The organism is Duganella margarita (assembly GCF_009857535.1).
GTDB classification, from domain to species: domain Bacteria; phylum Pseudomonadota; class Gammaproteobacteria; order Burkholderiales; family Burkholderiaceae_D; genus Rugamonas; species Rugamonas margarita.
This window is the reverse complement of record NZ_WWCS01000030.1, coordinates 14225-38021: the sequence shown is the minus strand read 5'-3', so window position 1 is coordinate 38021 and position 23797 is coordinate 14225. Positions and strand designations below refer to the sequence as shown.

Sequence of the window (23797 nt, the reverse complement as noted above, 5' to 3'; positions counted from 1 at the left end):
GCTGGCGGGCTGGCTGGCGCATGGCTGTTCGCCATCGCCGCCTGGGATGCAGCTGCGGCCGCTGGCGCCGGCGCGCCGGCCGCCTTGACTATCGGCGGCGCGGCGATCGGATCGAGCGCCAGATCCATGGTCAAGCCGGGTTCCTTATGGTCGCTGACGGGCGGCAGCGGGCTGGGCGACGGGCGCGGGGCGGCGTCGGCGGCAGCGGCAACGGGCGGCGCCAGCGGTTCCAGGCTCAGGCCATCCATCGGTTCGAGGCTGAATGCCATGGGCGCCGGCGCGGAGACGGCCGTGCTCGGCCCGGGTTCCGGCGTCAGCGCCAGCATCTCGTCAAACGCCTCCGACGGCCGGTCGATCTCCTCCTCGGACAGCGAATTTTGTTTTGCGCGCTCGGCCTTCTTGAGCGCCTGCATTAGTAGACTCATGATCCATTCGCCTTCGGCACGGGGTACGGTTCATTGTCAGGTTTCTGGCCAGGCAGCAGGTAACGGTAGTCCTTGTAGTCACCGTTGACGCTGGCGTCCTTGATCACCACCGGGCGCATGAAAATCACCAGCTCGGTTTTGGTACTGTTTTCATTGCGGTACGAGAACAGGTTGCCCACCAGCGGAAGACTGCTCAGACCGGGGATGCCGTCCTTGGCGTTATCTGCCGAATCCTGCATCAGCCCGCCCATGACCGCGACCTGGCCGCTGTTCACGCGCATGATCGACTCCATCTCGCGGGCCTGGATCACCGGGATCTCGCTGGCGACGTTGACCAGTGCCGGATTCGGGTCCTTGACATGGTCCACCACGCGGGTGATGGTCGGCCGCACGTTCAGCGTCACCTCGTCATTATCGGAGATCTGCGGCGTCACGCTCATGACAAAGCCCACCGGCACGGTCTGCAGTGTCGATTCATAGACGGCGGGCGTGCTGACGCCGCCGCTGGAATTGAGCACCGCCGGCGTCACCTTGATCGAGAAGAACACATTGTTGTCCACCACCTTGAGCAGCGCGGTCTGGTTATTCAACACGCTGATTTTAGGGCTGGACAGTACCTTGACCTTGCCGAACGACTCCAGCAGCTGGATGGTGGCGGCGATGTCGCCCAGGCGGCTGGTCGGATTGGTGTAATTGAGCAGGAACACGCCGGGCGACACATTGGTTTGTACGCCGCTGGGCAGGGTAGTCGTGCCGATCTGCTGTTGCTTCAGCGTCAGGCCGCCACGGCCGACCGACTTCCAGTCGATGCCCTGCTGGTAGCTGTCGCTCAGCTTCACTTCAATGATGGTGGCTTCGATCAGCACCTGGCGCTTGGCCGCCCCCAGCACCACATCGAGGAACTGCGCGATTTTCTCGTGCTGGCGCGCGGTGGCGCGCACGGCGATCAGGCCGCCTTCGGGATTGACGATGACCGAGCTGCGCGCCTTGTTGCCCGTATCCAGTCCGCCCAGGCCGCCCAGCACGTTGAGCTGTGGTTGTGGCGGCTGCGTGCCGCCGGGTCCGCTTTGCTGCTGGCCCGCCAGCGGGTCCACCGGATTGTCGTTGAGGTTGGATGCGCGCAGCATGTCGCGGATATTCCGTTCCAGGTTGTACCAGAAGTTATTGTCCGAACGGTTGGTGACCGAGGTGGTCGAGTTATTGCTGCCGTTGCCTTGCTGGCCGTTGTTGCCCTGCTGCTGGAGCGGCTGGCCGTTGGGGCCCAGTTGCTGTTGCTGTGTATTGTTCTGCGCTGCCTGCTGGACGGCGTTGCCGCCACTGCCGCCGGCGCCCGTGGTGGAAATCTGCGTGGCGATATTCACGCTGCTGGTGGTGCTGCGGGCGATGTTGACGTAATCGACTTTATAGTTGCGCCACTCCGGCGTATCCGGCAGCACCGTCAGCGTCGTGCCGTTGATTTCGTAGCGCATGTCGACCTGGCGCTGGATGCGGCTCAGCAGTTGCGGCAGCGTCTGGTTCAGCGCGTTCAGCGTGACCGTGCCTTCAATGCCGGGATGCACGTCCACGTTCATGCCGGCGTCGCGCGCCAGCGCAAACAGCAGCGACTGCACCGGCACCTTGTGCACGGTGACGCTGAACGTCTCCACCTTGGCGGCCGGCTTGGGGGGCGGCAGCGCCACGCTTTGCTGCACCGGCTCCGGAATCGTACCGGCGGCCGGCGGCGCTTCCGTAATGTGCAGCGGCGAATTGGGGATGCTATGGCTGGCGCAAGCGCTCAGCAAGACACTGCAAACCACGGGGGCGAGAGGGGAGCTGAATTTTTTCATCGTATCTTTCCGGCCCAGGATGATGCAGGAGGTTCTTTTTGTTGCGATTTTGCAATTGTGAGTAACATGATCTTACAAATTCCGTGTCGCCGCAAGGACGGCCCAGCAAATTCCCCCAATAAAGAGCAGCAGCAAACACCCGAGTACAACAGCTCTGGAATGCAAGCCGCCGCGCCGGCGGCCCGGCAGGCCGCGTCCTCGGCCAAACGGCGATTCGGCGATGGCTTGGCGGGCGTGACTGGCCTCGACCATGTCGGCGTCGGCCGCAAACGCGGCCAGCAGCGCCTTGTCGGCCAAAATGTTGATGCGGCGGACAATGCCTTCCGAGGCGTCGGCGATCAGCCGCGCCGCCGCCGGGCTGAAGATGGCGCCGCAGTCATGCCCGGCCGCGCGCAGGCGGTGGGCCAGGAAGTCGCCGGTCAGCGCCACCGGCAGCGGCGGCACGTGGAAACTGTGGGTGATGCGTTCTTTTAACTGGCGCATGCTGGACAGGTCGAGGTTCTGGTCCAGCTCCGGCTGGCCGAACAGCACGATTTGCAGCAGCTTGCTGCGCGCGGTTTCCAGGTTGGTCAGCAGGCGGATGGCTTCCAGCGTGTCGAGCGGCATGGCCTGGGCTTCCTCGACCAGCAACACCACCTGCCGGCCGGCGCTGTGACGGGCGATCAGCTCGGCTTGCAGGCTGCGCTGGACTTCGTCGGCGCGCAGGCCGTGTGTTTGCAGGCCCAGCTCGGCGGCGATGGCGTGCTGCACTTCCAGCGGATCGAGGTTGGGATTGACCAGGTAAATCACGTCGATGTGCGATGGCATGCGGCTTTCCAGCATGCGGCACAGCATGGTCTTGCCGGCGCCGACCTCGCCGGTGACTTTAATAATGCCTTCGCCATGGCTGACGGCGTACAGCATGGCGTCCAGAATATCGCCACGGTCGTTGCCGGCGTAGAAGAAGGCCGGATTGGGCGTGATATTAAAGGGCGATTCGCGCAGGCCGAAGTGGGATTGGTACATGGCTAGACTCAGATCACGCGATACAGGCCAGGAAGGCCTGCTCAAGGGTGTCGGCGCCGTACTGGGCGCGGCATTCGGCCGGGGTGCCGGCGAAGCGGATGTGCCCGTCATGGAGGATGGCCATGCGGTCGCACAGCTCGTCCACGTCAGCCAGCGCGTGCGAAGTCAGGAACAGCGTGCTGCCGGCGCGGTGCAGCGCACGCAGTTGTTCTTTTAATAGTGCTCGCGCTTTCGGGTCGAGGCCGCTCATCGGCTCGTCCAGCACGTACAGCGGCTTGCGCGCCAGCAGGCAGGCGGCCAGGCCGAGTTTCTGGGTCATGCCTTTGGAATAGCTGCGCACCATGCGTTTGAGGGCGTCCGCATCCAGGTCCAGCGCGGCCAGCATGGCGGCCACGGCGTCGGGCTGGTAGGGCAGTCCCTGCAAGGTCAGCAGGTAGCGGATGAAGTCGGCGCCGGTCAGGTAGTAGGGCGGCGTGAAGCGTTCCGGCAGGAAGCCCAGCGGCCGGCGCGCGGCCGGCTGGTGGTGCGGCTGGCCGAAGATGTCGATGCGGCCGCCGTCGAGTGCGCAAAAATCCAGCAGGCACTTGATCAGGCTGGTCTTGCCGGCGCCGTTGACGCCGACCAGGCCGAAGCATTCGCCGGCGCTCAGCTCCAGATCCACGCCGTGCAGCACGCTGGCCGCGCCGTAGCGTTTGACGACTTGCTGGAAGCGCAGGGCAGGTTTGGTCATGGATCGAGGGACGAAAGAAACGAGCCACACTGTAGCGCATCCGTCCAAAGAAAGCGACACCTACCCCCTCGCTTAACTCGCTCTGCCAGCCCATCTGTCATAGAATGGCCGCAAGTTTTGGTGACAAATGACAAGGAGCGGGCATGTCGAGGCCAGAAAAAGTACGGTTGGGTGAAATTCTGGTGCAGCAAAAGCTGCTCTCCGAGGAGCAATTGGGCCTGGCGCTGGCCGATCAAAAGCGCAGCGGACGCAAGCTCGGCCGCGTGTTTGTCGAGAACGGCTATGTTACTGAGGAACAGATCGCCGGCGCGCTGGCGCGGCAGCTCAACATCCCATACCTGAACCTGAAGTTCTTCAACATCAATCCGGAGATCGTGCGGCTGCTGCCGGAAACCCAGGCCCGGCGCTTCCGCGCGCTGGTGCTGGAAGACCGGCGCGGCTCGCTGCTGGTCGGCATGTCCGACCCGACCGATCTGTTCGCCTACGACGAAATCGCCCGCATCGTACGCCAGGATATCGAACTGGCGGTGGTCAACGAGACCGAGGTGGTGGCGGCGATCGACCGCATCTACCGCCGCACCGAGGATATTTCCGACCTGGCGCGCGAGCTGGAGCAGGACGTCGGCGAGGTCTCGGTCGACTTTGGCGCGCTGGCCGCGGCCAATCCCAACGTCGAGGAAGCGCCGGTGGTCAAGCTGCTGCAATCGGTGTTTGAGGATGCGGCGCAGGTGCGCGCCTCCGATATCCACATCGAACCTCAGGAAGGCCGGCTGCAGATCCGCTTCCGCATCGATGGCGTGCTGCACCTGCAAACCGAGGCCGACATGAAAATCGCGCCCTCGCTGGCGCTGCGGCTAAAGCTGATGTCGGACCTGGATATTTCGGAAAAGCGCCTGCCGCAGGATGGCCGCTTCGCCGTCCGCGTGAAAAATCAGCGGATCGACGTGCGGATCTCGACCATGCCGACCCAGTACGGCGAATCGGTGGTGATGCGTCTGCTGAGCCAGGGCGGCACGCAACTGCGGCTGGACGCGATCGGCATGCCGCGCGCGCTGCTGGAGAAATTCCGCGCCATCGTCCAGCGGCCAAACGGGCTGGTGCTGGTGACCGGGCCGACCGGTTCCGGCAAGACCACCACGCTGTATTGCGCGCTGTCCGAGCTCAATTCGGTGGAGAAAAAGCTGATTACGGTGGAAGACCCGGTCGAGTACCGGCTGGCCGGCATCAACCAGGTGCAGGTCAACGACAAGATCGACCTGAACTTTGCCCGCGTGCTGCGTTCCGCGCTGCGGCAAGACCCGGACATCGTGCTGGTCGGCGAGATGCGCGACCAGGAAACCGCCGCCATCGGCCTGCGCGCCGCCATGACCGGTCACCTGGTGTTGTCGACTCTGCACACCAACGACGCCGTCAGCACGCCGCTGCGGCTGATGGACATGGGCGTGCCGCGCTACATGGTGGGCTCGTCGCTGCAGGCGGTGCTGGCGCAGCGCCTGGTGCGGGTGATTTGCGAGAGCTGCACCACGCCGTATGAGCCGACGCCGACCGAGCGCGAATGGCTCAGTCTGGAGCTGAACGACAAGGTCGACAAGGCGCGCTATTTCCATGGCAAGGGTTGCTCGCATTGCAACGGCATGGGCTATCGCGGACGGACCGGCGTCTACGAATTGCTGGAGATGACGCGCTCGGTGGTGGATGCGGCCAACGATCCCGATCCGGCCCATTTCCTCAAGGTCGCGCAGCAGCAGATGGCCGGCGAAACCTTGCGCCGCCACGCGGTGCAGCTGGTGGTGCAGGGCCGGACGACGATTTCCGAAGCGATGCGCATCAGTAACCAGGTCGAGGACTAAGCCGTGCCTTTCTTTGCCTACAAGGGCCGCAACTCGCGCGGCGAGCTGATGCAGGGCGTGCTGGAAGCGGCCGATAGCGGCGCCGTCGCCGACCAGCTGTTTAATACCGGCGTGACGCCGGTCGAGATCAGCGTCACCAGTAAAAAGGTGGCCGATGGCGACAGCTGGTGGTCCAAGCTACTGGAAAAAAAGGTCACGTCGATGGACGTGCAATTGTTCAGCCGCCAGATGTACACGCTGCTCAAGTCCGGCGTGCCCATCATGCGCGGGCTGGCCGGCTTGCAGGAATCGGCGGTCAGCAAATCGTTCGGCAAGGTGATCAAGGATTTGCGCGAGTCGCTCGATTCCGGCCGCGAACTGTCGGCCGCCATGCGCCGCCATCCGGCCGTGTTCACGCCGTTTTACCTGTCGATGGTGCGGGTAGGGGAGATGACCGGGCGGCTGGAGGAAGTGTTCCTGCGCTTGTTCGACCACCTGGAGTTCGACCGCGACATGCGCGAGCGCGTCAAGACCGCGCTGCGCTACCCGAGTTTTGTGGTGTTCGCCATGGTGGCGGCGATGGTGGTGGTCAACATCTTCGTGATTCCGGCGTTTGTCGGCGTGTTTTCCAAGTTTAACGCCGAGCTGCCGCTGATGACGCGGATCTTGATTGCCACCTCGAATTTCACCGTGCGCTACTGGCCGGTGCTGGCCGTGGCGCTGGTGGCGGCGGTGTGGGGCTTTCGCATGTGGGTCGGCACCGCCAAGGGGTTGTATCAGTGGGACAAGTTCAAACTGAAAGTCCCGGTGGCCGGGAAAATCATCCTCAAGGCGACGCTGGCGCGGTTTGCGCGCAGCTTTTCGCTGTCCAGCCGCAGCGGCGTGCCGATCGTGCAGGCGCTGTCAGTGGTAGCGCAGACGGTCGACAACGCCTACCTGACCGCCCGCGTGGAGCAGATGCGCGATGGCGTCGAGCGCGGCGAAAGCATCTTGCGCACCGCCACCGCCACCAATGTGTTCACGCCGATCGTGCTGCAAATGATCGCGGTGGGCGAGGAGAGCGGTTCCCTCGACGAGCTGATGGACGAGATCGCGCAGATGTATGAGCGCGAGGTCGATTACGAGTTGAAGACCTTGTCGTCGCAGATCGAGCCGATCCTGATTGTGTTCTTGGGCATCATGGTTTTGGTGCTGGCGCTGGGCATCTTCCTGCCGATCTGGGACCTGGGCAAAGCGGCCTTGCATCATTGATCGTGAAAATAGTGGCTTTCTCAACAATATTTGTGACTGCAAAACAACGGGGTACGAGTTTATTGGAATTCGCGGTCGCCGTGATTGTGATCGGCATTTTGATGGGCTTGCTGTTGCAACGGCTTTGGTATTACCAGGGCGAAGCCGAACAGACCGCTGTGCAGATGACGGTGGCCAACGTCCGCACCGCCTTAGAAATTAAGGCGGCGCAAGCAAAATTGCCTGGGCGCAGCGCCGATTTAACCTTCTTAACCGAAGAAAATCCGTTCGATTTGCTAAAAGCTAAGCCGCCCAATTACGCGGGCGAGTTGTTCAGCCCCAGCAACCAGGAGGTCGGCGCCGGCAATTGGTGCTTCGACCGTACTGATAAAAGTCTGATTTATTTGTTAAATTTTGGAAATTCTTTTAGAGATGCTCAAACGAAACGTTTGAAATTCAAGGTAAAATTGCTTCGCTTGCCCCATAGCCCCGCCAAGCCGTCAGGCGCACCTGAAACCGTAGGTGTGGCCTTTGAGCAAGTGAAGGACTAGCGCAATCCGCGCAAATTTTTCGGACGATTTGGAGAAAGTAATGAACAAGCAAGCTAGCATCGCATCCCGTCAACGCGCCCAAGGCGGTTTCACGCTGATCGAACTGATCGTGGTGATCGTGATCCTGGGCATTCTGGCGGCGACCGCGTTGCCGAAGTTTGCCAATCTGGGCGGTGACGCCCGTATCGCCTCCCTGAATGCGGCGCGCGGGGCACTGAACACCACATCATCGATGATGCACGGTCAGTTCCTGATGAATCCAGCTGGTCCGTTCGTCAACGAAGGCGTTACGATTACCAATGCCAATGGTTACCCTGCGGCAGATGGGTTTACGGCGACCGCCGCTGGCATTTCCGCGCCGGACTACGCTATCACTGTCGGCTCGGCGGCCAATGCTGCGGCGACCAACAACCGTCCCGGCGCGCCTGCAGGCACCTTGGTAATTCAGCCAAATGGCGTTGCGAACAGCACGGTCGGCCTGACATGCTACGTGATGTACACAGCCGCAACATCGGCGAATAACGTCGTCACGCCGCCTACTGTGACGGTGACCAGCACCAACAACTGCAACTAATGCACTCCGGCGGCGTGGGCAGCCGCCGACGGGCGGGCGGCTTCACGATTGTGGAGCTGGTCACGGTCATTGTGGTGATCGGCATTCTTGGCGCTATCGGCGCCTCCCGGTTCTTCGATAACACTGCTTTCGAGAACCGGGCCTATGCCGATCAGGTCCGAAGCCTCATCCGCTACGCACAGAAACTGGCCGTCGTGCAGAACCGTGCGATTTTCGTGCGCTCGGACGGCAACAGCTTTGCTGTCTGCTCCAACGCCGCCTGTAACGCCAACGACATCATTGTCGCTCCGGGCGGCAACAATGGAAGCCCCGCCACCAAACTCAATTGCCTGCAGGGAAACGCTTACGCCGCACAATGGATGTGCGTCGGCCGCCCCGCGAATGTCGTTATCACCGCCGAGGCCGTACGCCCGGAACTGGCTGCGGGCGGCTTCTTCTCGTTCGATGCGATGGGGCGTCCTTTCAACAAAGATGGTACTGCGATGACTGCGACACTTCCAGGCGCGGCGGTTATCAACGTGCCTGCCATGACGCTGACCTTCGCCAGTGGCGGCAATACGGCCATCCTGGCGATCTGGCCAGAAACGGGGTATGTGCAAAATGTCCGCTAACGCGCGTCGCCAGCGAGGCCTGACGATTATCGAACTGGTGATGTTCATCGTCATCGTCGGCATTGCCGCCGCCGCCCTCGTGCAGGTGATGAACCTGGCGAACCGGAACAGTACCGACCCACTGCGCCGCAAGCAGGCTTTGCTGATTGCAGAGGCATATATGGAAGAAGTGCAGCAGGCCCCGTTTACGGTCTGCGATCCGCAGGACGCCAATGCGGCGACTGCAACCGTGCCTGGGCAATGCGCCGACGCCAACCTCGAGGAGAACGCTCAGCACTTCGGCCCAGAGCCCACCAACAGCCGCCCCTATGACAACATCAACGACTACGTCCTGAGTAATCAATACGTAGTGGGCGACGCCGTGCGCGCATTTGCTGTCGCTGACTCGTCCGGCAATCTGGTGGATACGGATGTGGCCGGAAATCCGCTGGGCGCTGGCACCGTGGGCGCCACACTGAGCGGTATCACCACCACGCTGGCGCTCAATCCGGTGACCACGCTGGGCAACCTGAACTCCACCCTCCAGAATATGACGGTGATGCGGATTACCATTACTACCACCTATGGGCCGGGCCAGTCGGTCACGCTGGAAGGCTACCGCACCCGCTACGCACCGGAGGCCAGATGAAATTCGTGGCCGCCAGACGCGCGCGCGGCTTTACGCTGGTGGAGGCGATTGTCGTCATGGTCTTGACCGGCATCGTGGCCGGCATCATGGTGGTGTTCATCCGTAAGCCGGTGCAAAGCTATGTGGAGACCGCCGGCCGCGCCGAACTGACTGATATGGCTGAAATCGCCTTGCGGCGCATGACGCGCGAGATCCACGGCGCCGTGCCCAACAGCATACGTCTGACCTCCATCGGCACTTCGACCTTCCTGGAATTCATTCCCAGTAAGGCAGGTGGGCGCTATCTTGCAGTGGAGGATGGGGCTCCGTCCACGGCACAGAACCCGCATCCACCGCTCAGTTTCACCGATCCGTCTGCTACCCAGTTCGAGGTGGTGGGCCCGATGCCGCAAGCGCCTTACGCGATTCGCGTCAACGACTACATCATCATTAGCAACTTTGGTACCGGCTTTACCAATGCGGATGCTTACGCGCAAAACGCCAACAATCGCGCCGTTGTGACGGCGGTGAGTAGCAATGGCAATGGCAACTTCGTCACCCTGGGTGTGAACCGGTTCGCGGGTAACGTTGATCCTTTGCCCAACAAACGCTTCATCGTTGCCGGCTCTCCCGTCACGTTCGCCTGCGTGAACGATGCGACCACTGGCAGGCAGCGGTTGCTGCGGTATTCCGGCTATGATTTCCAGCCTAATCAGGTAGATCCCGCTACAGTCGTCCAGCAGCAACCGCTCCAGGTCCAAATGACGCTGATGGCCGACAATGTGTTGGGGTGTAATTTCACCACGGCGACCACTGCTAATCGCCAGACGGCACTGGTCGGCTTGGCGCTTGCGCTGGCGCGCGTGAAGCCTGGCGCTGCCGCCAACGACCTCGAAACAGTCAAGCTAGCCCAGCAAATTCACGTGGATAACACCCCATGAAGCCATCTATATTCCAGCGCCGCAAGTCCGCCGGCATTGCCATCGTCACGGCGATTTTCTTGCTGGTGGTGGTAGCTGGGTTAGCGGTCGCCATCATTTCGCTGACCACCACGCAACAGGATGCCTCGGCCAAGGATTTGCAGGGGCAACGTGCTTATCAGGCCGCGCGTGCCGGTATCGAGTGGGCGCTGTACACCGGCCTCCAATCCGGGTTGACGCCGCCGCAGCCATCGACTTCGCTGGTGTGCGGTTCCACGCCTAACGTGGCTCTGCCGCCTGACAGCACGTTGTCATCGTTCACGGTGACGCTGGAGATCAGGTGCGATACGCCCGCGCTGCAAGCCGGCATCGCCGGTGGCGGCCCGAACGACCCGACCGCATACCATGTCCTGATCAGGTCGGTCTCCTGCAACCAGCCGGTCAACGGTTCCTGCCTGAACACCGTGCCGGGGCCGGATTATGTGCAGCGCGAGATCCGGGCGCAACTTTAATGCGGCATCTGTGCGGAAATGTGGCTGTTTTTGCAGAAGTGTTGCCATTTTGGGCATAAAGTTTTTGGTAAGTTGAATATAATCAAGCATCTAGCGCGTAAACCTCGACTGAGATATGGGTTTCTTTAAAAGAGCGAAAAAAACCGATGGCTGGCTGACTGTCACTTTCTTGAGGGACGGTGTCTGTGCGGGCCGCGTGCAGCGCGTGCGCGACGCCAAGGCGGTTGTCGAGGTGGCGGCGTTCTATCCGGCCGACAGCAGTTTTTCGCTCGAAGCGCTGGAGCGGCTTAACAAGGATCAGAAGGCCGGCAGCTACCGTTGCGGCACCATGCTCAGCGGTGGCGAGTATCAGATGCTGACGGTCGACGCCCCCAACGTGCCGCAGGATGAACTGAAAACCGCCGTGCGCTGGCGCTTGAAGGATATGCTCGATTTCCATGTCGACGACGCCACCATCGATGTGCTGGATATCCCGGTCGATAGCGCCGCCGCCTCGCGCGGGCATTCGATGTTTGCCATCGCCGCGCGCAACACGGTGATCCAGGCGCGCCAGGCCTTGTTCAGCGAAGCCAAGCTGGACCTGACGGTGATCGATATCCCCGAGATGGCGCAACGGAATATCTCGGCGCTGCTGGAAACCGAAAACCGCGGCCTGGCCATGCTGTCGTTCGACGCCGACGGCGGCCTGCTGACGATTACCTACAAGGGCGAGCTGTACCTGTCGCGCCGCATCGATGTGACGCTGGAGCATCTGCTGGAGCAGGATTCGATGCGCCAGCAAATCCACTTCGACAAGATCACGCTGGAGTTGCAGCGGTCGCTGGATCACTTCGACCGCCAGTTTTCGTTTGTGAACGTGCTCAAGCTGCTGCTGGCGCCGACCGGCGCCGAGGGCTTGCACGAGCATTTGACCGGTAATCTGTACATGCCGGTGGAGGCGATGGACTTGGGCGATGTATTCGACCTCAGCAAGGCGCCGGAATTGTTGGACGTCGCGCAGCAGCGGCGGTTCTTCCTGCCCCTGGGCGCGGCCCTGCGGCATGAGGAGGTGCGGCTGTGAGCCAGCAGATCAATCTGTTCAACCCGATCTTCCTCAAGCAGAAGAAGATTTTCACCGCCTTGCCGATGGCCGAGGCGCTGGGCATCATCGTCGCCGGCGCGCTGCTGCTGAACTGGTATGCGGCACAGCGGGTGTCGGACTTGCAGCGCGAAGCGGATGAGGGCAAGGCCAGGCTGGCCTTGCGCGAGCAGCGCCTGGTCAAGGCCAATGTGCAATTTGCGCCGCGCGCCAACGATCCACGGCTGGCGGCCGAGCTGGCCGATGCGCAGGCCGAGTTGAAGGCGCTGCATGATGTGTCGTCGGTACTGCAAGGCGGCGCGCTGGGCAATACCAATGGCTATGCCGAATACTTCCGCGCGTTCTCGCGCCAGAACGTCAGCGGCCTGTGGCTGACCGGCGTGACCATCGGCGGCGCCGGTAATGAGATCGGCGTGCAGGGCCGGGCCATGCAGGCGACGTTGATTCCCAACTATATCGCCCGCCTGACCGCAGAGCGGGTCATGCATGGCAAGAGCTTTGCCAGCCTGGATATCGGCCGGCCGGATGCGCCAGCGGCGCCAGCACCTGCGGCCACGCCGGGGGCGGCGGCGCCGGCGACGTTGCCGTTTGTGGAGTTCAGCTTGCAATCAACCGCCGTGCAGGAGGCTGCCAAATGAAACAGCAGCTGTTGCAACAATGGATTAAGTTGAGCACCAGGCTGGACGCGATGACGCTGCGCGAACGCGTGATGGTGTTTGCGGCGGTGGTGGCCGGCATTCTTTTTCTGATCTACACAGTGTCGGCCGAGCCGCTGCTCAAGAAGCAAAGCGCGCTGCAATTGCAGATCAAACAGCAGCAAAACCAGATTACCGGCATTGATCAGGAAATCGTGCTCAAGGCGCAGGGTTTCAAGGTCGATCCCGACGCCGCCACGCGTGAGCAGCTGGCTGCGGTGCGGCGCGACATCGACGCCACCAGCACCAGCCTGATGGCGGTGCAAAAAGGCCTGGTCGCGCCGGACAAGATCGCGCCCCTGCTGGAACATCTATTGCGCGGCAACGGCCGGTTGAAACTGATTTCGCTGAAGACCTTGCCGGTGACCGGCCTGAACGAGGCGGCCAAGCCTGCCGCCGCAGCGGCAGCGGCGCCTGCACCAACGCCAGCCGGCCAGCCGGCGCCGGCCAAGCCGCGTGAGCTACTGTACCGCCATGGCGTGGAAATCGTCGTGCAGGGAAGTTATCTGGACATGGTCAACTATATGGCGGCGCTGGAGTCGTTGCCGGTCCAGCTGTTCTGGGGCAAGGCCAACCTGGACGCCCAACAATACCCGAACTCGCGCCTGACGCTGACGCTATACACGCTGAGCCTGGATCAGAAATGGATGAAACTATGAACCGCCTGCCGATTCTGTGCGCCTCTCTGGTGCTGAGCGCCGCCGCCGGCGCGCAAACGCTGGCCGATCCGACCCAGCCGCCGCCGGAGTCGCGCCTGTTGCCAGCCGGCGCGGATATGGCGCCGGTGGTCAGCGGCCCGCAGTTGCAATCGGTGCTGACCGGATCGCATGGCCGGCAGGTGGCGGTGATCGACGGCCAGACCGTCCGCAAGGGCGAGAAGTTCAATGGCGCCACGCTGGTCCAGGTCAACAAGAATTCTGTGGTGCTGCAAAGCGGTCGCAGCAAGCAGGTGCTGACCCTGTTACCTGACGACGCCAAGAAACCGGCGCCGAAGTCAGCTTATTAAACGCGAAGAATGCATATGCAAAAACTCCTCACCATCGCTGTCGTGACCATGCTGCTGCTCAGCGCCTGCCAGACGCCGTCCACGCGCGACACCTACGACAAGATCAGCAACGAGGTCAACGCGGCCGCCGCCAAGCCGGCGGTGGTGACCCAGAGCGACGCGGTCGCCAGCGCCTTGCTGCCGCCGGTGTCGCAGATGGCCGACCAGTTGCCGAAGGCGCGCGCGGTGCTGGAGGAGCGCTTCAATGTGTCGTTCAACAATGTGCCGGTGCAGCAGTTCTACAACTCGATCGTGGCCGGCACGCGCTACAACATGCTGATCAATCCGGAAGTGACCGGCACGATCACCGCCAACCTGAAGGATGTGACGTTGTTCGAGGCGCTCGATGCGGTGCGCGAACTCTACGGCTACGACTACAAGGTGGAAGGCACGCGCATCTACATCCGTCCGCTGACCATGCAGACCAAGATGTTCAAGATTAATTATCTGACGGCCAAGCGCAAAGGGGTGTCCAGCCTGCGCGTGTCGTCGACCTCGGTGTCCAACGCCGGCACCAGCAGCAGCGGCAACAACCAGAACAACAGCGCCAATAACGGTAATAACAACGGCGGCAATAACGGCGGCAACGACCCCAATAATCCCAACGGTGGCGGCAACCAGCAGCAGCGCGACTCCGCCAATGTCTCCACCACGTCGGAAAGCGATTTCTGGCTGGAGTTGAAGACGGCGCTGGAGGCTTTGGTTGATATCGGCAAGGATGGCCGCAGCGTGACCATCAGCCCGCAATCGGGCGTGATCGTGATCCGCGCCATGCCGGACGAGTTGCGCAATGTGGACCTGTACCTGAAGGCCACGCAGATCTCGGTCGATCGCCAGGTGATCCTGGAAGCCAAGATTCTGGAGGTGGAACTGAACAGCAACTTCCAGAGCGGGGTCAACTGGGCGGCGTTCGGCAAGTTTGCAGCCGGCGGCAACAACCGCTTTTCCGCTGGTACGCTGCAGCCTGGCACCACGCTCGGGCCGCTGGGCACGCCGCTGAGCAGCAGCGGGGCGGGCGGCATCAACGCTTCGCCGGGCAGCACCATCGGCGCCTCGGGCGATGCAATCGGATCGCTGTTTGGCCTGGCGTTCCAGACCAGCAATTTCGCTGCGCTGATTTCCTTCCTGGAGGGGCAGGGCACGGTGCATGTGCTGTCCAGCCCGCGGATCGCCACGCTGAACAACCAGAAGGCGCTGCTGAAGATCGGTACCGATGAATTCTTCGTCACCGGCGTCAGCACCACCACCACCACCAGCGGCACCGGCACTGGCGTCACCACGCCGACCGTGACGCTGCAACCGTTCTTCTCCGGCGTGGTGCTGGACGTGACGCCGCAGATCGATGAGGATGGCAATATCATCCTGCACGTGCATCCCTCGGTCAGCCAGGTGTCGACCGTGAACAAGGGCCTGAACCTGGGTTCGCTGGGCACCTTCACGCTGCCGCTGGCGGCGTCGTCAACGTCGGAGATGGACAGCATGGTGCGCGGCCAGAATGGGCAGGTGGTGGCCATCGGCGGTCTGATGCGTCAGGCCACGACCACCGACAATTCCGGCGTGCCGGGCGCCAGCACCTTGCCGGTGCTGGGGGCGCTGTTCGGCAGCAAGAGCGAGGTGCTGCAGAAGCGTGAACTGGTGGTGCTGATCAAGCCGACCATCGTCGAGACCTCGTCCGACTGGAACCAGGACCTGCTCGACAGCGGCCGCCGTATGAAAGAACTGGACCCTGGCCGGAACAAGGGACGCTAATCATGTACAGCAAACATTTCGGCCTGCGCGAAGCACCGTTCAGCATTACGCCGGATACCAGCTATTTCTTCACCAGCCCGCATTCGCAGGAGGCGTTGAATACCTTGCTGGTGGCGGCCAAGAGTGGCGAAGGCTTCATCAAGATCACCGGCGAGGTGGGGACTGGCAAGACGCTGCTGTGCCGTAAATTCATCGCCACCGTGGGGCCGGAGTTTGTGACGGCGTATATTCCCAATCCGTACCTGGAGCCGCGCACGCTGATGCTGGCGTTGGCCGATGAGCTGGAGGTGGTGCTGGAGAAGGATGTCGATCAGCATCAGCTGTTAAAGTCGATCACGCACCGCCTGATGGATCTGGCGCGCGAGGGCAAGCAGGTGCTGCTGTTGCTGGACGAGGCGCAGGCGATTCCGACCGAGAGCCTGGAGGCGTTGCGCTTGCTGACCAATCTGGAGACCGAGAAGCGCAAGCTGTTGCAGATCGTGCTGTTCGGACAGCCGGAGCTGAACCAGCATTTGCAGGCAACGGCGATACGCCAGCTGGCGCAGCGCATCACGTTTCACTATCACCTGGGGCCGTTGTCGCGGGATGATATCGAGTATTACATCGCGCACCGCCTGCGCGTGGCAGGCTATACCGGTGGACGGCTGTTCCACCGGGCGGCGATCTCGCGGCTGTACAAGGCCAGCGGCGGGATTCCGCGGCTGGTGAATATTATGGCGAACAAGTCGCTGATGCTGTGTTTCGGCGAAGGTAAGCAGCAGGTGACGCGGCGCCATGTGAGTCTGGCGGCCAGCGACACCGTGGCGCCGGCGCGCGGATTGCGCTGGCCGTGGATGGCGGCCGGTGTCAGCTTGCTGATCGCCGCGTGCGGACTGACCTGGGCGTTGACGAAATGAGCTTGATTAATAAAATGCTGCAGGATCTGGACGCGCGCGGTGGTGGCGCGGCTTCCGCTGTGCAGCAGGCGGAGGTGAAATCGGTGCCGGCGGGCGAGCGGGACCGCCGGCCGCTGGTGGTGGGCGGCGCGCTGGCCGGCGTGCTGGTGCTGGCGGCGGGCGGATGGTTTGGCTGGCAGTATTGGCAGTCGCATCGCGCGCCGGCGGGGCCGGTGCCGACGGTACAGGGGAATCGCATTCCGGACCGACCGCGCTTCCAGGAACCGCCTGCCAAGGCCATCACTGCTGCCGCACCGGCGCACGTTGATGCGGCGCCAGCCACGGCAAGCAGCGACGCAGCGTCCGTCGCGCACGGGGCAGCATCCGGCGACGCGGCCACAGCGGGTTCCCGTGGCGCGCAGCCGGTCCCACGCAAGGATGTGTCGGCGGAAGAGGGCGATACGGTGCAAGCGATGGCGCCTCGCGCCGCCGCCAAGCCATCGCGTGCCGCGCATGCGCACACGGCGGACGGCGAGGTTGGGGAGACTGTTGCCAAAGTGGCGACGCCGACGCCGGCGCGCAAGGCTGCACGCGGCCCTGCTGCCGGAGCAGCCACGCCGGCGGACGGCGTAGTGCTGCGCGAACTGACGCCCAAGCAGATGTCGGAAAACAGCTACCGCCGCGCGCTGGTGGCATTGCAGGAAGGCCGCGTCAGCGCCGCGCTGGCGGATCTGGACAAAGCCGTCGAGCTCGATCCGCGCAACGACGCCGCGCGCCAGACCTACGTCAGCCTGCTGTTGGAAAACCGCCGCACCGACGACGCCATCCGCCAACTGCGGCTGGCGCTCGGCGTCGAGCCACGCCAGCCCGGCCTGGCCATGGTGCTGGCCCGTCTGCAACTGGAAAAAGGCGGCCCGGCGCTGGACACGCTATTGAAAACCCTGCCATACGCCACCGGCAACGCCGATTACCAGGCCTTCCTGGCCGGCGTGCTGCAACGCGACCAGCGTCACGCCGAGGCCGCCCAGCACTATCGCGATGCGCTGGCCATTTCGCCGAGCAACGCCGTCTGGTGGATGGGGCTGGGCATTTCGTTGCAAGCCGACCAGCATCTGCCGGAAGCGCGCGAAGCCTACACCCGCGCGCGCGGCAACGCCGGCCTCACGCCGGAGCTGAAAGCCTTCGTCGACAAGAAGATCGAACAGCTGTCGCGCTGATTACAGGCTGGCTTGCGCGCCCCAGATCTGCTTCATGCTGAAGCGGGTGGAGGCCTGATCTTCGCTGAGGCCTTCGCTGATGGCCAGCGGACCGTCGTCGAGGCAGCGCGGCAGTGCCGGCGACAGCAGGGTGCCGGCGGCGTCGCGCAGGTAGTGCACCTGCAGGCCGCGGCTACAGCCCTGGCGGCGGCTGACCACGCCGATTTCGCCGCCGCCCAGCCGCACCAGGCAGCCTGGCGGGAAGTCGCCCAGTTCGCGCCGGAAGCAGTCGGCCAGATGCGGATCGACCGGCGCCTGCTTGTCCTCGATCAGATTGCGCAGCGCCAGACTGGGCAGGATGGACTTGCGGTAGTTGCGCGCCGATACCTGCGCGCAGTAGCGGTCGGCAAAGCTGAGCAGCTTGGCGTTCAGCGTCACTTCCGGGCTGGCGATGCCGGCCGGATAGCCGCTGCCTTCGTCATTTTCGTGGTGCATCAGCACGCAGGAAATCCAGTCGTCATCGTCGATGCCGACGTCGCGCAGCATGTCGGCGCTTTCTTCCGGATGACGGTGCACGATGGCCATTTCCTCACGGCTCAGCGGCGTATGCTTGTTCTGGAAACCCTCGTGATGGCGCAGCATGCCGACATTCATGGTCAGCGCGGCGGCCGTCACGGTCAGGATGGTGGCCGGTTTCAGGTCCATGCTGTGGGCGATCACCACCGTCACCACGGCAGTTTCGATACAGTGCCGCACCGCGTAGGTGCCGTTGATCTGGCTGAGGAAGATACAGGCCAGCGCCACGTCCGGATTGATCTCGACCGCGCGGATCACGTCGCGCGCGATGTCGCGGATTTCCGCCTCGGCATTGTGTTCGTTGCGCAGATTGTGCAGCAGGCGTTCCAGCCGGCGGTTGCACAGGTTGAGCTGGTGCAGCACCGACGGCGAGGCTTCCGCAAACACCGGTGCCTCCAGTTGGGTGGTCTCGGACATGGTAGATCCCAATCTTAAACTTTGCCCAGGCGCTCCAGCGCGAGTGCCAGGGTCTCATCTCTTTTGGCGAAGCAGAAGCGCACGATGCCCGACTCCTTGCCCTGCTGGTAAAACGCCGACACGGGAATCGCCGCCACCTTGATGTCGGTGGTCAGCCATTCGGCAAATTCGGCTTCCGTCTGTGAGGAGATTTTATCGTAGCGCACGCATTGAAAGTAAGTTCCGTCGGCTGGCAACAACTCAAAACGCGAATTTTTCAGGCCGTCGCGGAACAGGTCGCGCTTGCGCTGGTAAAAGCCTGGCAGTTCGAGATACGGCGCCGGATCGGCCATGTAGCTGGCAATGCCATGTTGCATCGGCGTGTTGACGCTGAAAACGTTGTACTGGTGAACTTTGCGGAACTCGGCCATCAGCGCCGCCGGCGCCGCCACGTAGCCGATCTTCCAGCCCGTGACGTGATAGGTCTTGCCGAAGCTGGAGACGACGAAGGCGCGCGCCGCCAGTTCCGGGTAGCGGCTGACAGACTCGTGCTGGTGGCCGTCGTACACCATGTGTTCGTAGACTTCATCCGACAGGATCAGCACGTCGGTGCCGCGCACGATATCGGCCAGCGCCTGCAGATCGGCGGCGCGCAGCACGGTGCTGGTGGGGTTGTGCGGCGTGTTGATGATGATCAGGCGCGTCCTGCTGTTGACGGCGGCGGCCACCTTAGCCCACGGCACGGTGTAGCCGGCCGCGCCGACTTCCATTTCCACCGCCACCGGCACCCCGCCGGCCAGCGTAATCGCCGGCACATAGCTGTCGTAGACCGGCTCGATGACGATCACTTCGTCGCCCGGATGCACGCAGCAGAAGATGGCCGTGGTCAGCGCCTGGGTGGCGCCGGCGGTCACGGTAATCTCGCTGTCGACGTGGTAGTGATGGCCATACAGTGCGGCGATCTTGGCGACGATGGCCTGGCGCAGCACCGGCGCGCCGCTCATCATCGGGTACTGGTTGAAATCGGCCTGCATGGCGTCGTTGACCGCGGTCAGCAGGCTGCGCTCGCAGCCGAAATCGGGAAAGCCTTGGCCCAGATTGACCGCGCCCGCTTGCGCGGCCAACTGGGACATGCGGGTGAACACCGTGGTGCCGACCGCCGGCAGGCGGGTGGTCAAGGTGGGCGTTGTCGGCAAAGTATTGCTGCTGATCATTGGTGGCTGTATGGGTGACTGACCGAAAAGTCGATGAGCTATTCTAGCGCAATCCACTTCTCCGGCAATATCACCTTGAACATACCTTCGCGGGCCAGGCGGCGGGCCAGTTTCAGCAGCGCCTTGTCCTTGGTGATCAGCACCTCGGCGCCGGCGTCGCGGGCGATTTCGAGAAACTTCTGGTCGGCCCTATCGCTGCACACCGGCAGCTTGATGCTGGACTCCGGCGGCGCCACCACCTTGATCAGCGCGTCGAAGCGGGCGGCGGCCAGCGGCCGGCTGTCGTCGTCCAGCGGCAAATGCTTGTAGTGCAGCACGATGTTGTACTCGTCGCGGCAATCGGCGCGGGTAACCGCCTCGACCTCGCCGCTTTCGATGGCGGCGACCAGTTTGGCCCAGCGCGGATCGTTAAAGACGAACAGGTCGAGGCAAACGTTGGTGTCGATAACGACTTTCTTTGGAACAGGTATCATGGAGGCTAGTTACGTATAAATGTATTTTGGAATCTTATGCTGATAGTGCTTTCCCCGGCAAAAAGTCTCGACCTGGAGACGCCACCCACCACCAAGCTGCACACCGAACCGTCGTTTCTCGACCACTCCGAACAACTGATCCACCGGCTGCGGGAATTTTCGCCGGCCGAGCTGGGTGAACTGATGGACTTGTCCGACAATCTTTCCGCGCTGAACGTGGCCCGCTATGCGAGTTGGACGAAGGACACCCGCGAAGGCCGCCAGGCGGTGATGACCTTCAACGGCGACGTCTATGACGGCCTCGACGCGCGCAGTTTGCAGCCGAAACAGCTGGCTTACGCGCAAGCGCGCATCCGCATCCTGTCCGGGCTGTACGGCATGTTGCGGCCGCTGGACCTGATCCACCCGCACCGTCTGGAAATGGGCACCCGCCTGAGCACGCCGCGCGGCAAGAGCCTGTACGATTTCTGGGGCGAGACCATCACCCAGGCGCTTAACCGGCAGGCGACGGAGCAGGGCGCCGAAACGCTGGTTAACCTGGCGTCCGAGGAATACTTCAAATCCGTCAAGCCGAAGCTGCTGGACGTACCGGTGGTCACGCCGTTGTTCGAGGACTGGAAAAACGGCAAATACAAAATCATCTCGTTCTACGCCAAGCGCGCACGCGGGCTGATGGCGCGCTACGCGGCCGTCAAAGGCATCACCGATCCGCAAAAGCTGAAAAAGTTCGACCTCGACGGCTACAGCTACGTGCCGGACGCTTCCAACGATAAAACCTGGCTGTTCCGCCGCAAGCTGGAGGCCTGAAATGCGTCATTCCGGCGAAAGCCGGAATCCATAGAGCGCGTAAAGCTGACTCAGCATGGATTCCGGCCTGCGCCGGAATGACGGATGCTCTGAAAATTACATCGAAGCGTTGGAACTCCAAAAACGCCACCAGTGGCGCTCGGCTTTTTTGCCTTCGTCCAGGAATTTGGAGTTCGGGTAGTTCAGCTTGAAGACGCGCTCGGTGTCGTTCTTCAGTTCGGTCATGCCCAGCTTGTCGTAGCTGCGGATCATGATGAACAGCGCCTCTTCAATCGCCGGCGTGTCGCGGAAGTCGCTCATGATGCCCATCGCGCGGTTCGCCGCCGCCAGGTAGGCGCCACGACGGTAGTAGTAGCGCGCCACGTGGATCTCATACGACGCCATCGCATTCAGCAGATAACGCATGCGGTCCAGCGAATCCGGCGTATACTTGCTGTTTGGGAACTTGGTGACGAGTTCCTTGAAGGCCGCATACGCTTCGCGCGTGGCTTTCGGGTCGCGCTCGGTGGCATCCTGTTCGTAGATGAAGTTCAGGAAGCTGACCTGGTCGTTGAAGTTGATCAGGCCACGCAGGTAGTACATATAATCGACGTTGGCATGATTCGGGTGCAGCTTGATGAAGCGCTCCACCGCCGCCAGGGCTTGCGCCTGGTCCTGCGATTTGTAGTACGCATAGGCGATATTCATCTGCGCCTGCTGGGCGTAGGTGCCGAATGGATAGCTCGATTCCAGCTTCTCGAACAACTGAATTGCGCGCTCGTAGTGCTGGCCATCCAGTTCTTCGCTCGCCTCCGAGTATAATTTCGATGCGCTCCAACCTTTTGTTTCGTCGATCTTTTCAGAGAAAAGGCCGCAACCGGACAAACCAAGCAGAACAACCGTTGCTGCGACTACCGCTAATTTTTTTTGCATATCTTTTGCAAGAGACTGTTTAACCAAAGTTTTACGAGGCTAATTATAGCCGATAGGATTACCGTGATATTAAACGCAAAGCCGAATGTGGCCGAATCTTCTTCCGAACACGCTGCCGACACTGACCTGATCGTCAATGACGGCGACTTTGGCGACGATGATGACGGCCTGGCTCCCATCGAACTGCAACTCGCTACTGAGCACTGCGGCCAGCGCCTGGACAAAGTCATTTCGGGCCTGGTACCGCAATTTTCCCGTGGCCGCCTGCAGACCTGGATCACCGATGGCTTCGTGACGGTCGACGGCAAAACCGCCAAAAGCACCAAGGACACCGTCTACGGCGACGAGAAGATCGTCATTCTGCCCCAACCGGAGCCGGAAGACGAGGCTTTTAAGCCTGAACCGATGGAACTTAACATAGTTTTTGAGGACGACCATCTGATTGTGGTCAACAAGCCGGCCGGTCTGGTGGTCCATCCGGGCAATGGCAACTGGTCCGGCACGCTGCTCAACGGCCTGCTGCACCACTATCCGCAACTGAGCGGCGTGCCGCGCGCCGGCATCGTGCACCGCCTGGACAAGGACACCAGCGGCCTGATGGTGGTCGGCAAGACGCTGGCCGCCCAGACCGATCTGGTGCGCCAGCTGGCCGCGCGCACCGTCAAGCGCGAGTACTTCGCAGTGGTGTGGGGCACGCCGCGGATTAGCGGTACTATTGATGCGGCGATGGGCCGCCACCCGCGCGACCGCGTCAAAATGGCGGTCTCGACCGGAATGGGTTCGAAGCCGGCCATCACCCATTACCAGCTGATCGCCAGCGGCAAGCTGGGCGAAGGCCGTCCGGTGAGCCTGGTGCAGTGTCGCCTGGAAACCGGCCGCACCCACCAGATCCGCGTGCACATGCAGTCGATCGGCTTCCCGCTGGTGGGCGACACGGTGTATGGCAAGCAGCATCTGGCCGATTATTTCCCGCGCCAGGCGCTGCAGGCGCGGCGCCTGGGCCTGGTGCATCCGGCCACGGGTGAGCAATGCGAATGGATCGTGCCGTTGGCGGAAGACTTTGCCGGCCTGCTGGCGCGGGCTGGAATTGAGGAACCGGAACAGATTTGATGGCTACACAGCAGCAATGGTTGTTCCCGCACTGGCCGGGTTTGCCAGCCAACGTGGGCGTGCTGTCGACCACCCGGCGTGGCGGCGTCAGCCCCGCGCCGTATGGCGATGGCATGGGCGCCGGCGGCCTGAACCTGGGCACGCACGTCGGCGACCAGCCGCACAACGTCGCCCGCAACCGTTCCATCCTGCGTGACATGCTGCCTGGCGATCCAGCCTGGCTGTCGCAGGTGCATGGCACGGCGGTGGTCAATCTGGCGGATGTCGGGCCGCAGCAGGTGCCGGACGCCGACGCCAGCGTCACCACCATTCCCGGCAAGGTGTGCGTGATCATGACGGCCGACTGCCTGCCGGTGCTGTTTGCCGACAAGGAAGGCAAGGCCGTCGGCGCCGCCCATGCGGGCTGGCGCGGACTGGCTTCCGGCGTGCTGGAGCATACCGTGGCTGCGATGCGCGCGGCCGGCGCTGGCGAGTTGATGGCGTGGATGGGGCCGGCGATCGGGCCGTACCAGTTCGAGGTCGGGCCGGACGTCAAGCAGGCTTTCCTGCAAGGCGCGCTGGACGATTCCGATGTGCGCCATGTCGAGGCGGCGTTCAGCCTGATCGAGGGCAAGTCGGGCAAATACCTGGCCGATATCTACGGTCTGGCGCGTTATCTGCTGCACCGGGCCGGCGTCAAGGAAGTGCATGGCGGCGAGTTCTGCACCGTCTCCAACTCCGGCCGCTTCTATTCCTACCGGCGCGACGGCGTCACCGGCCGTCAGGCCACCTTAATCTGGCTCAAATGAACCAGCGTCCCGCGCGGCTTGCTCTGCAGCCCGCCGCCGGGCCTTGCGTTTGCCCGTCCCTGC

At 62.6% G+C, this 23797-nt stretch carries 25 protein-coding genes and 1 pseudogene; 18 read left to right on the top strand and 8 right to left on the bottom strand.

Features of this window, described 5'->3' with window-relative positions:
- The 4 genes and pseudogenes from GTP55_RS27230 to GTP55_RS27215 all read right to left on the bottom strand — a co-directional run.
- Nucleotides 1–425, bottom strand: a pseudogene (locus tag GTP55_RS27230) (tetratricopeptide repeat protein); the annotation flags it as partial.
- Entirely contained in the window at nucleotides 422–2251 is a 1830-nt protein-coding gene (mshL, locus tag GTP55_RS27225) for a pilus (MSHA type) biogenesis protein MshL (protein ID WP_161047922.1), read from the bottom strand. The pseudogene GTP55_RS27230 and the gene mshL (GTP55_RS27225), both read right to left, overlap by 4 nt.
- Nucleotides 2252–2323: 72 nt before the next feature.
- The gene (locus tag GTP55_RS27220; protein WP_161047921.1) at nucleotides 2324–3256 is read right to left on the bottom strand and encodes an ExeA family protein; all 933 of its coding nucleotides are present in this window, start codon (nucleotides 3254–3256) and stop codon (nucleotides 2324–2326) included.
- A gap of 13 nt (nucleotides 3257–3269) precedes the next feature.
- Nucleotides 3270–3986 (bottom strand): ABC transporter ATP-binding protein, encoded by a 717-nt coding sequence (locus GTP55_RS27215; RefSeq protein ID WP_161047920.1) that lies wholly within the window; start codon nucleotides 3984–3986, stop codon nucleotides 3270–3272.
- 143 nt (nucleotides 3987–4129) lie between these two features.
- Here GTP55_RS27215 and GTP55_RS27210 point away from each other — a divergent pair, with 143 nt between their 5' ends.
- The 15 genes from GTP55_RS27210 (at nucleotide 4130) to GTP55_RS27140 (ending at nucleotide 17479) form a co-directional block, all read left to right on the top strand.
- Nucleotides 4130–5836, top strand: coding sequence for a GspE/PulE family protein (locus GTP55_RS27210; RefSeq protein WP_161047919.1), 1707 nt, complete (start codon nucleotides 4130–4132; stop codon nucleotides 5834–5836).
- A gap of 3 nt (nucleotides 5837–5839) precedes the next feature.
- A complete protein-coding gene (locus GTP55_RS27205; RefSeq protein ID WP_161047918.1) occupies nucleotides 5840–7066 on the top strand; it encodes a type II secretion system F family protein in 1227 nt (408 codons plus the stop codon).
- Between the two features lie 62 nt (nucleotides 7067–7128).
- Entirely contained in the window at nucleotides 7129–7596 is a 468-nt protein-coding gene (locus tag GTP55_RS27200; RefSeq protein WP_161047917.1) for a hypothetical protein, read from the top strand.
- 40 nt (nucleotides 7597–7636) lie between these two features.
- Nucleotides 7637–8170: a type II secretion system protein gene (locus GTP55_RS30225; protein ID WP_161047916.1), complete on the top strand. Its 534-nt coding sequence runs from the start codon at nucleotides 7637–7639 to the stop codon at nucleotides 8168–8170.
- A complete protein-coding gene (locus tag GTP55_RS27190; protein ID WP_161047915.1) occupies nucleotides 8170–8781 on the top strand; it encodes a pilus assembly FimT family protein in 612 nt (203 codons plus the stop codon). The genes GTP55_RS30225 and GTP55_RS27190 overlap by 1 nt, the downstream gene beginning before the upstream one ends.
- The gene (locus tag GTP55_RS27185; RefSeq protein WP_202423888.1) at nucleotides 8771–9409 is read left to right on the top strand and encodes a type IV pilus modification PilV family protein; all 639 of its coding nucleotides are present in this window, start codon (nucleotides 8771–8773) and stop codon (nucleotides 9407–9409) included. The genes GTP55_RS27190 and GTP55_RS27185 overlap by 11 nt, the downstream gene beginning before the upstream one ends.
- Nucleotides 9406–10329: a type II secretion system protein gene (locus GTP55_RS27180; protein ID WP_161047913.1), complete on the top strand. Its 924-nt coding sequence runs from the start codon at nucleotides 9406–9408 to the stop codon at nucleotides 10327–10329. The genes GTP55_RS27185 and GTP55_RS27180 overlap by 4 nt, the downstream gene beginning before the upstream one ends.
- Nucleotides 10326–10820 (top strand): pilus assembly PilX family protein, encoded by a 495-nt coding sequence (locus GTP55_RS27175; RefSeq protein ID WP_161047912.1) that lies wholly within the window; start codon nucleotides 10326–10328, stop codon nucleotides 10818–10820. The genes GTP55_RS27180 and GTP55_RS27175 overlap by 4 nt, the downstream gene beginning before the upstream one ends.
- 169 nt (nucleotides 10821–10989) lie before the next feature.
- The gene (locus tag GTP55_RS27170; RefSeq protein WP_308494756.1) at nucleotides 10990–11880 is read left to right on the top strand and encodes an agglutinin biogenesis protein MshI; all 891 of its coding nucleotides are present in this window, start codon (nucleotides 10990–10992) and stop codon (nucleotides 11878–11880) included.
- Nucleotides 11877–12536 (top strand): hypothetical protein, encoded by a 660-nt coding sequence (locus GTP55_RS27165; protein WP_161047910.1) that lies wholly within the window; start codon nucleotides 11877–11879, stop codon nucleotides 12534–12536. The genes GTP55_RS27170 and GTP55_RS27165 overlap by 4 nt, the downstream gene beginning before the upstream one ends.
- Nucleotides 12533–13252, top strand: coding sequence for a type II secretion system protein M (locus tag GTP55_RS27160; RefSeq protein WP_161047909.1), 720 nt, complete (start codon nucleotides 12533–12535; stop codon nucleotides 13250–13252). Before GTP55_RS27165 ends, GTP55_RS27160 begins: the two co-directional genes overlap by 4 nt.
- Nucleotides 13237–13599, top strand: coding sequence for a hypothetical protein (locus GTP55_RS27155; protein WP_229258185.1), 363 nt, complete (start codon nucleotides 13237–13239; stop codon nucleotides 13597–13599). The genes GTP55_RS27160 and GTP55_RS27155 overlap by 16 nt, the downstream gene beginning before the upstream one ends.
- Before the next feature lie 15 nt (nucleotides 13600–13614).
- Entirely contained in the window at nucleotides 13615–15387 is a 1773-nt protein-coding gene (mshL, locus tag GTP55_RS27150; RefSeq protein WP_161047908.1) for a pilus (MSHA type) biogenesis protein MshL, read from the top strand.
- Between the two features lie 2 nt (nucleotides 15388–15389).
- A complete protein-coding gene (locus tag GTP55_RS27145) occupies nucleotides 15390–16283 on the top strand; it encodes an ExeA family protein (protein WP_161047907.1) in 894 nt (297 codons plus the stop codon).
- The gene (locus tag GTP55_RS27140; protein ID WP_161047906.1) at nucleotides 16280–17479 is read left to right on the top strand and encodes a tetratricopeptide repeat protein; all 1200 of its coding nucleotides are present in this window, start codon (nucleotides 16280–16282) and stop codon (nucleotides 17477–17479) included. Before GTP55_RS27145 ends, GTP55_RS27140 begins: the two co-directional genes overlap by 4 nt.
- Here the strand turns inward: GTP55_RS27140 and GTP55_RS27135 are convergent, their stop codons facing one another.
- From GTP55_RS27135 to GTP55_RS27125, 3 genes are read right to left on the bottom strand one after another with little or no spacing between them, the layout of a single operon-like run.
- The gene (locus tag GTP55_RS27135) at nucleotides 17480–18451 is read right to left on the bottom strand and encodes an HD-GYP domain-containing protein (RefSeq protein WP_161047905.1); all 972 of its coding nucleotides are present in this window, start codon (nucleotides 18449–18451) and stop codon (nucleotides 17480–17482) included.
- A gap of 14 nt (nucleotides 18452–18465) precedes the next feature.
- Nucleotides 18466–19644, bottom strand: coding sequence for a pyridoxal phosphate-dependent aminotransferase (locus GTP55_RS27130; protein WP_161047904.1), 1179 nt, complete (start codon nucleotides 19642–19644; stop codon nucleotides 18466–18468).
- A gap of 38 nt (nucleotides 19645–19682) precedes the next feature.
- Complete coding sequence (locus GTP55_RS27125; protein WP_161047903.1) at nucleotides 19683–20117, bottom strand: putative toxin-antitoxin system toxin component, PIN family; 435 nt, start codon at nucleotides 20115–20117, stop codon at nucleotides 19683–19685.
- Nucleotides 20118–20153: 36 nt separating this feature from the next.
- Here GTP55_RS27125 and yaaA point away from each other — a divergent pair, with 36 nt between their 5' ends.
- Nucleotides 20154–20924, top strand: a complete 771-nt coding sequence (gene yaaA, locus GTP55_RS27120) for a peroxide stress protein YaaA (RefSeq protein ID WP_161047902.1) — start codon at nucleotides 20154–20156, stop codon at nucleotides 20922–20924.
- Between the two features lie 96 nt (nucleotides 20925–21020).
- Here yaaA and GTP55_RS27115 read toward each other — a convergent pair whose 3' ends face one another.
- Nucleotides 21021–21836 carry an outer membrane protein assembly factor BamD gene (locus GTP55_RS27115; protein ID WP_161047901.1) on the bottom strand — a complete coding sequence of 272 codons (816 nt, stop codon included), beginning with the start codon at nucleotides 21834–21836 and terminating at the stop codon, nucleotides 21021–21023.
- A gap of 63 nt (nucleotides 21837–21899) precedes the next feature.
- On the opposite strand from GTP55_RS27115, the gene GTP55_RS27110 reads away from it, so the two are divergent.
- Nucleotides 21900–22946 (top strand): RluA family pseudouridine synthase, encoded by a 1047-nt coding sequence (locus GTP55_RS27110; RefSeq protein ID WP_161047900.1) that lies wholly within the window; start codon nucleotides 21900–21902, stop codon nucleotides 22944–22946.
- Complete coding sequence (gene pgeF / locus GTP55_RS27105) at nucleotides 22946–23734, top strand: peptidoglycan editing factor PgeF (RefSeq protein ID WP_161047899.1); 789 nt, start codon at nucleotides 22946–22948, stop codon at nucleotides 23732–23734. Before GTP55_RS27110 ends, pgeF begins: the two co-directional genes overlap by 1 nt.
- The last annotated feature ends 63 nt before the right edge of the window (nucleotides 23735–23797 follow it).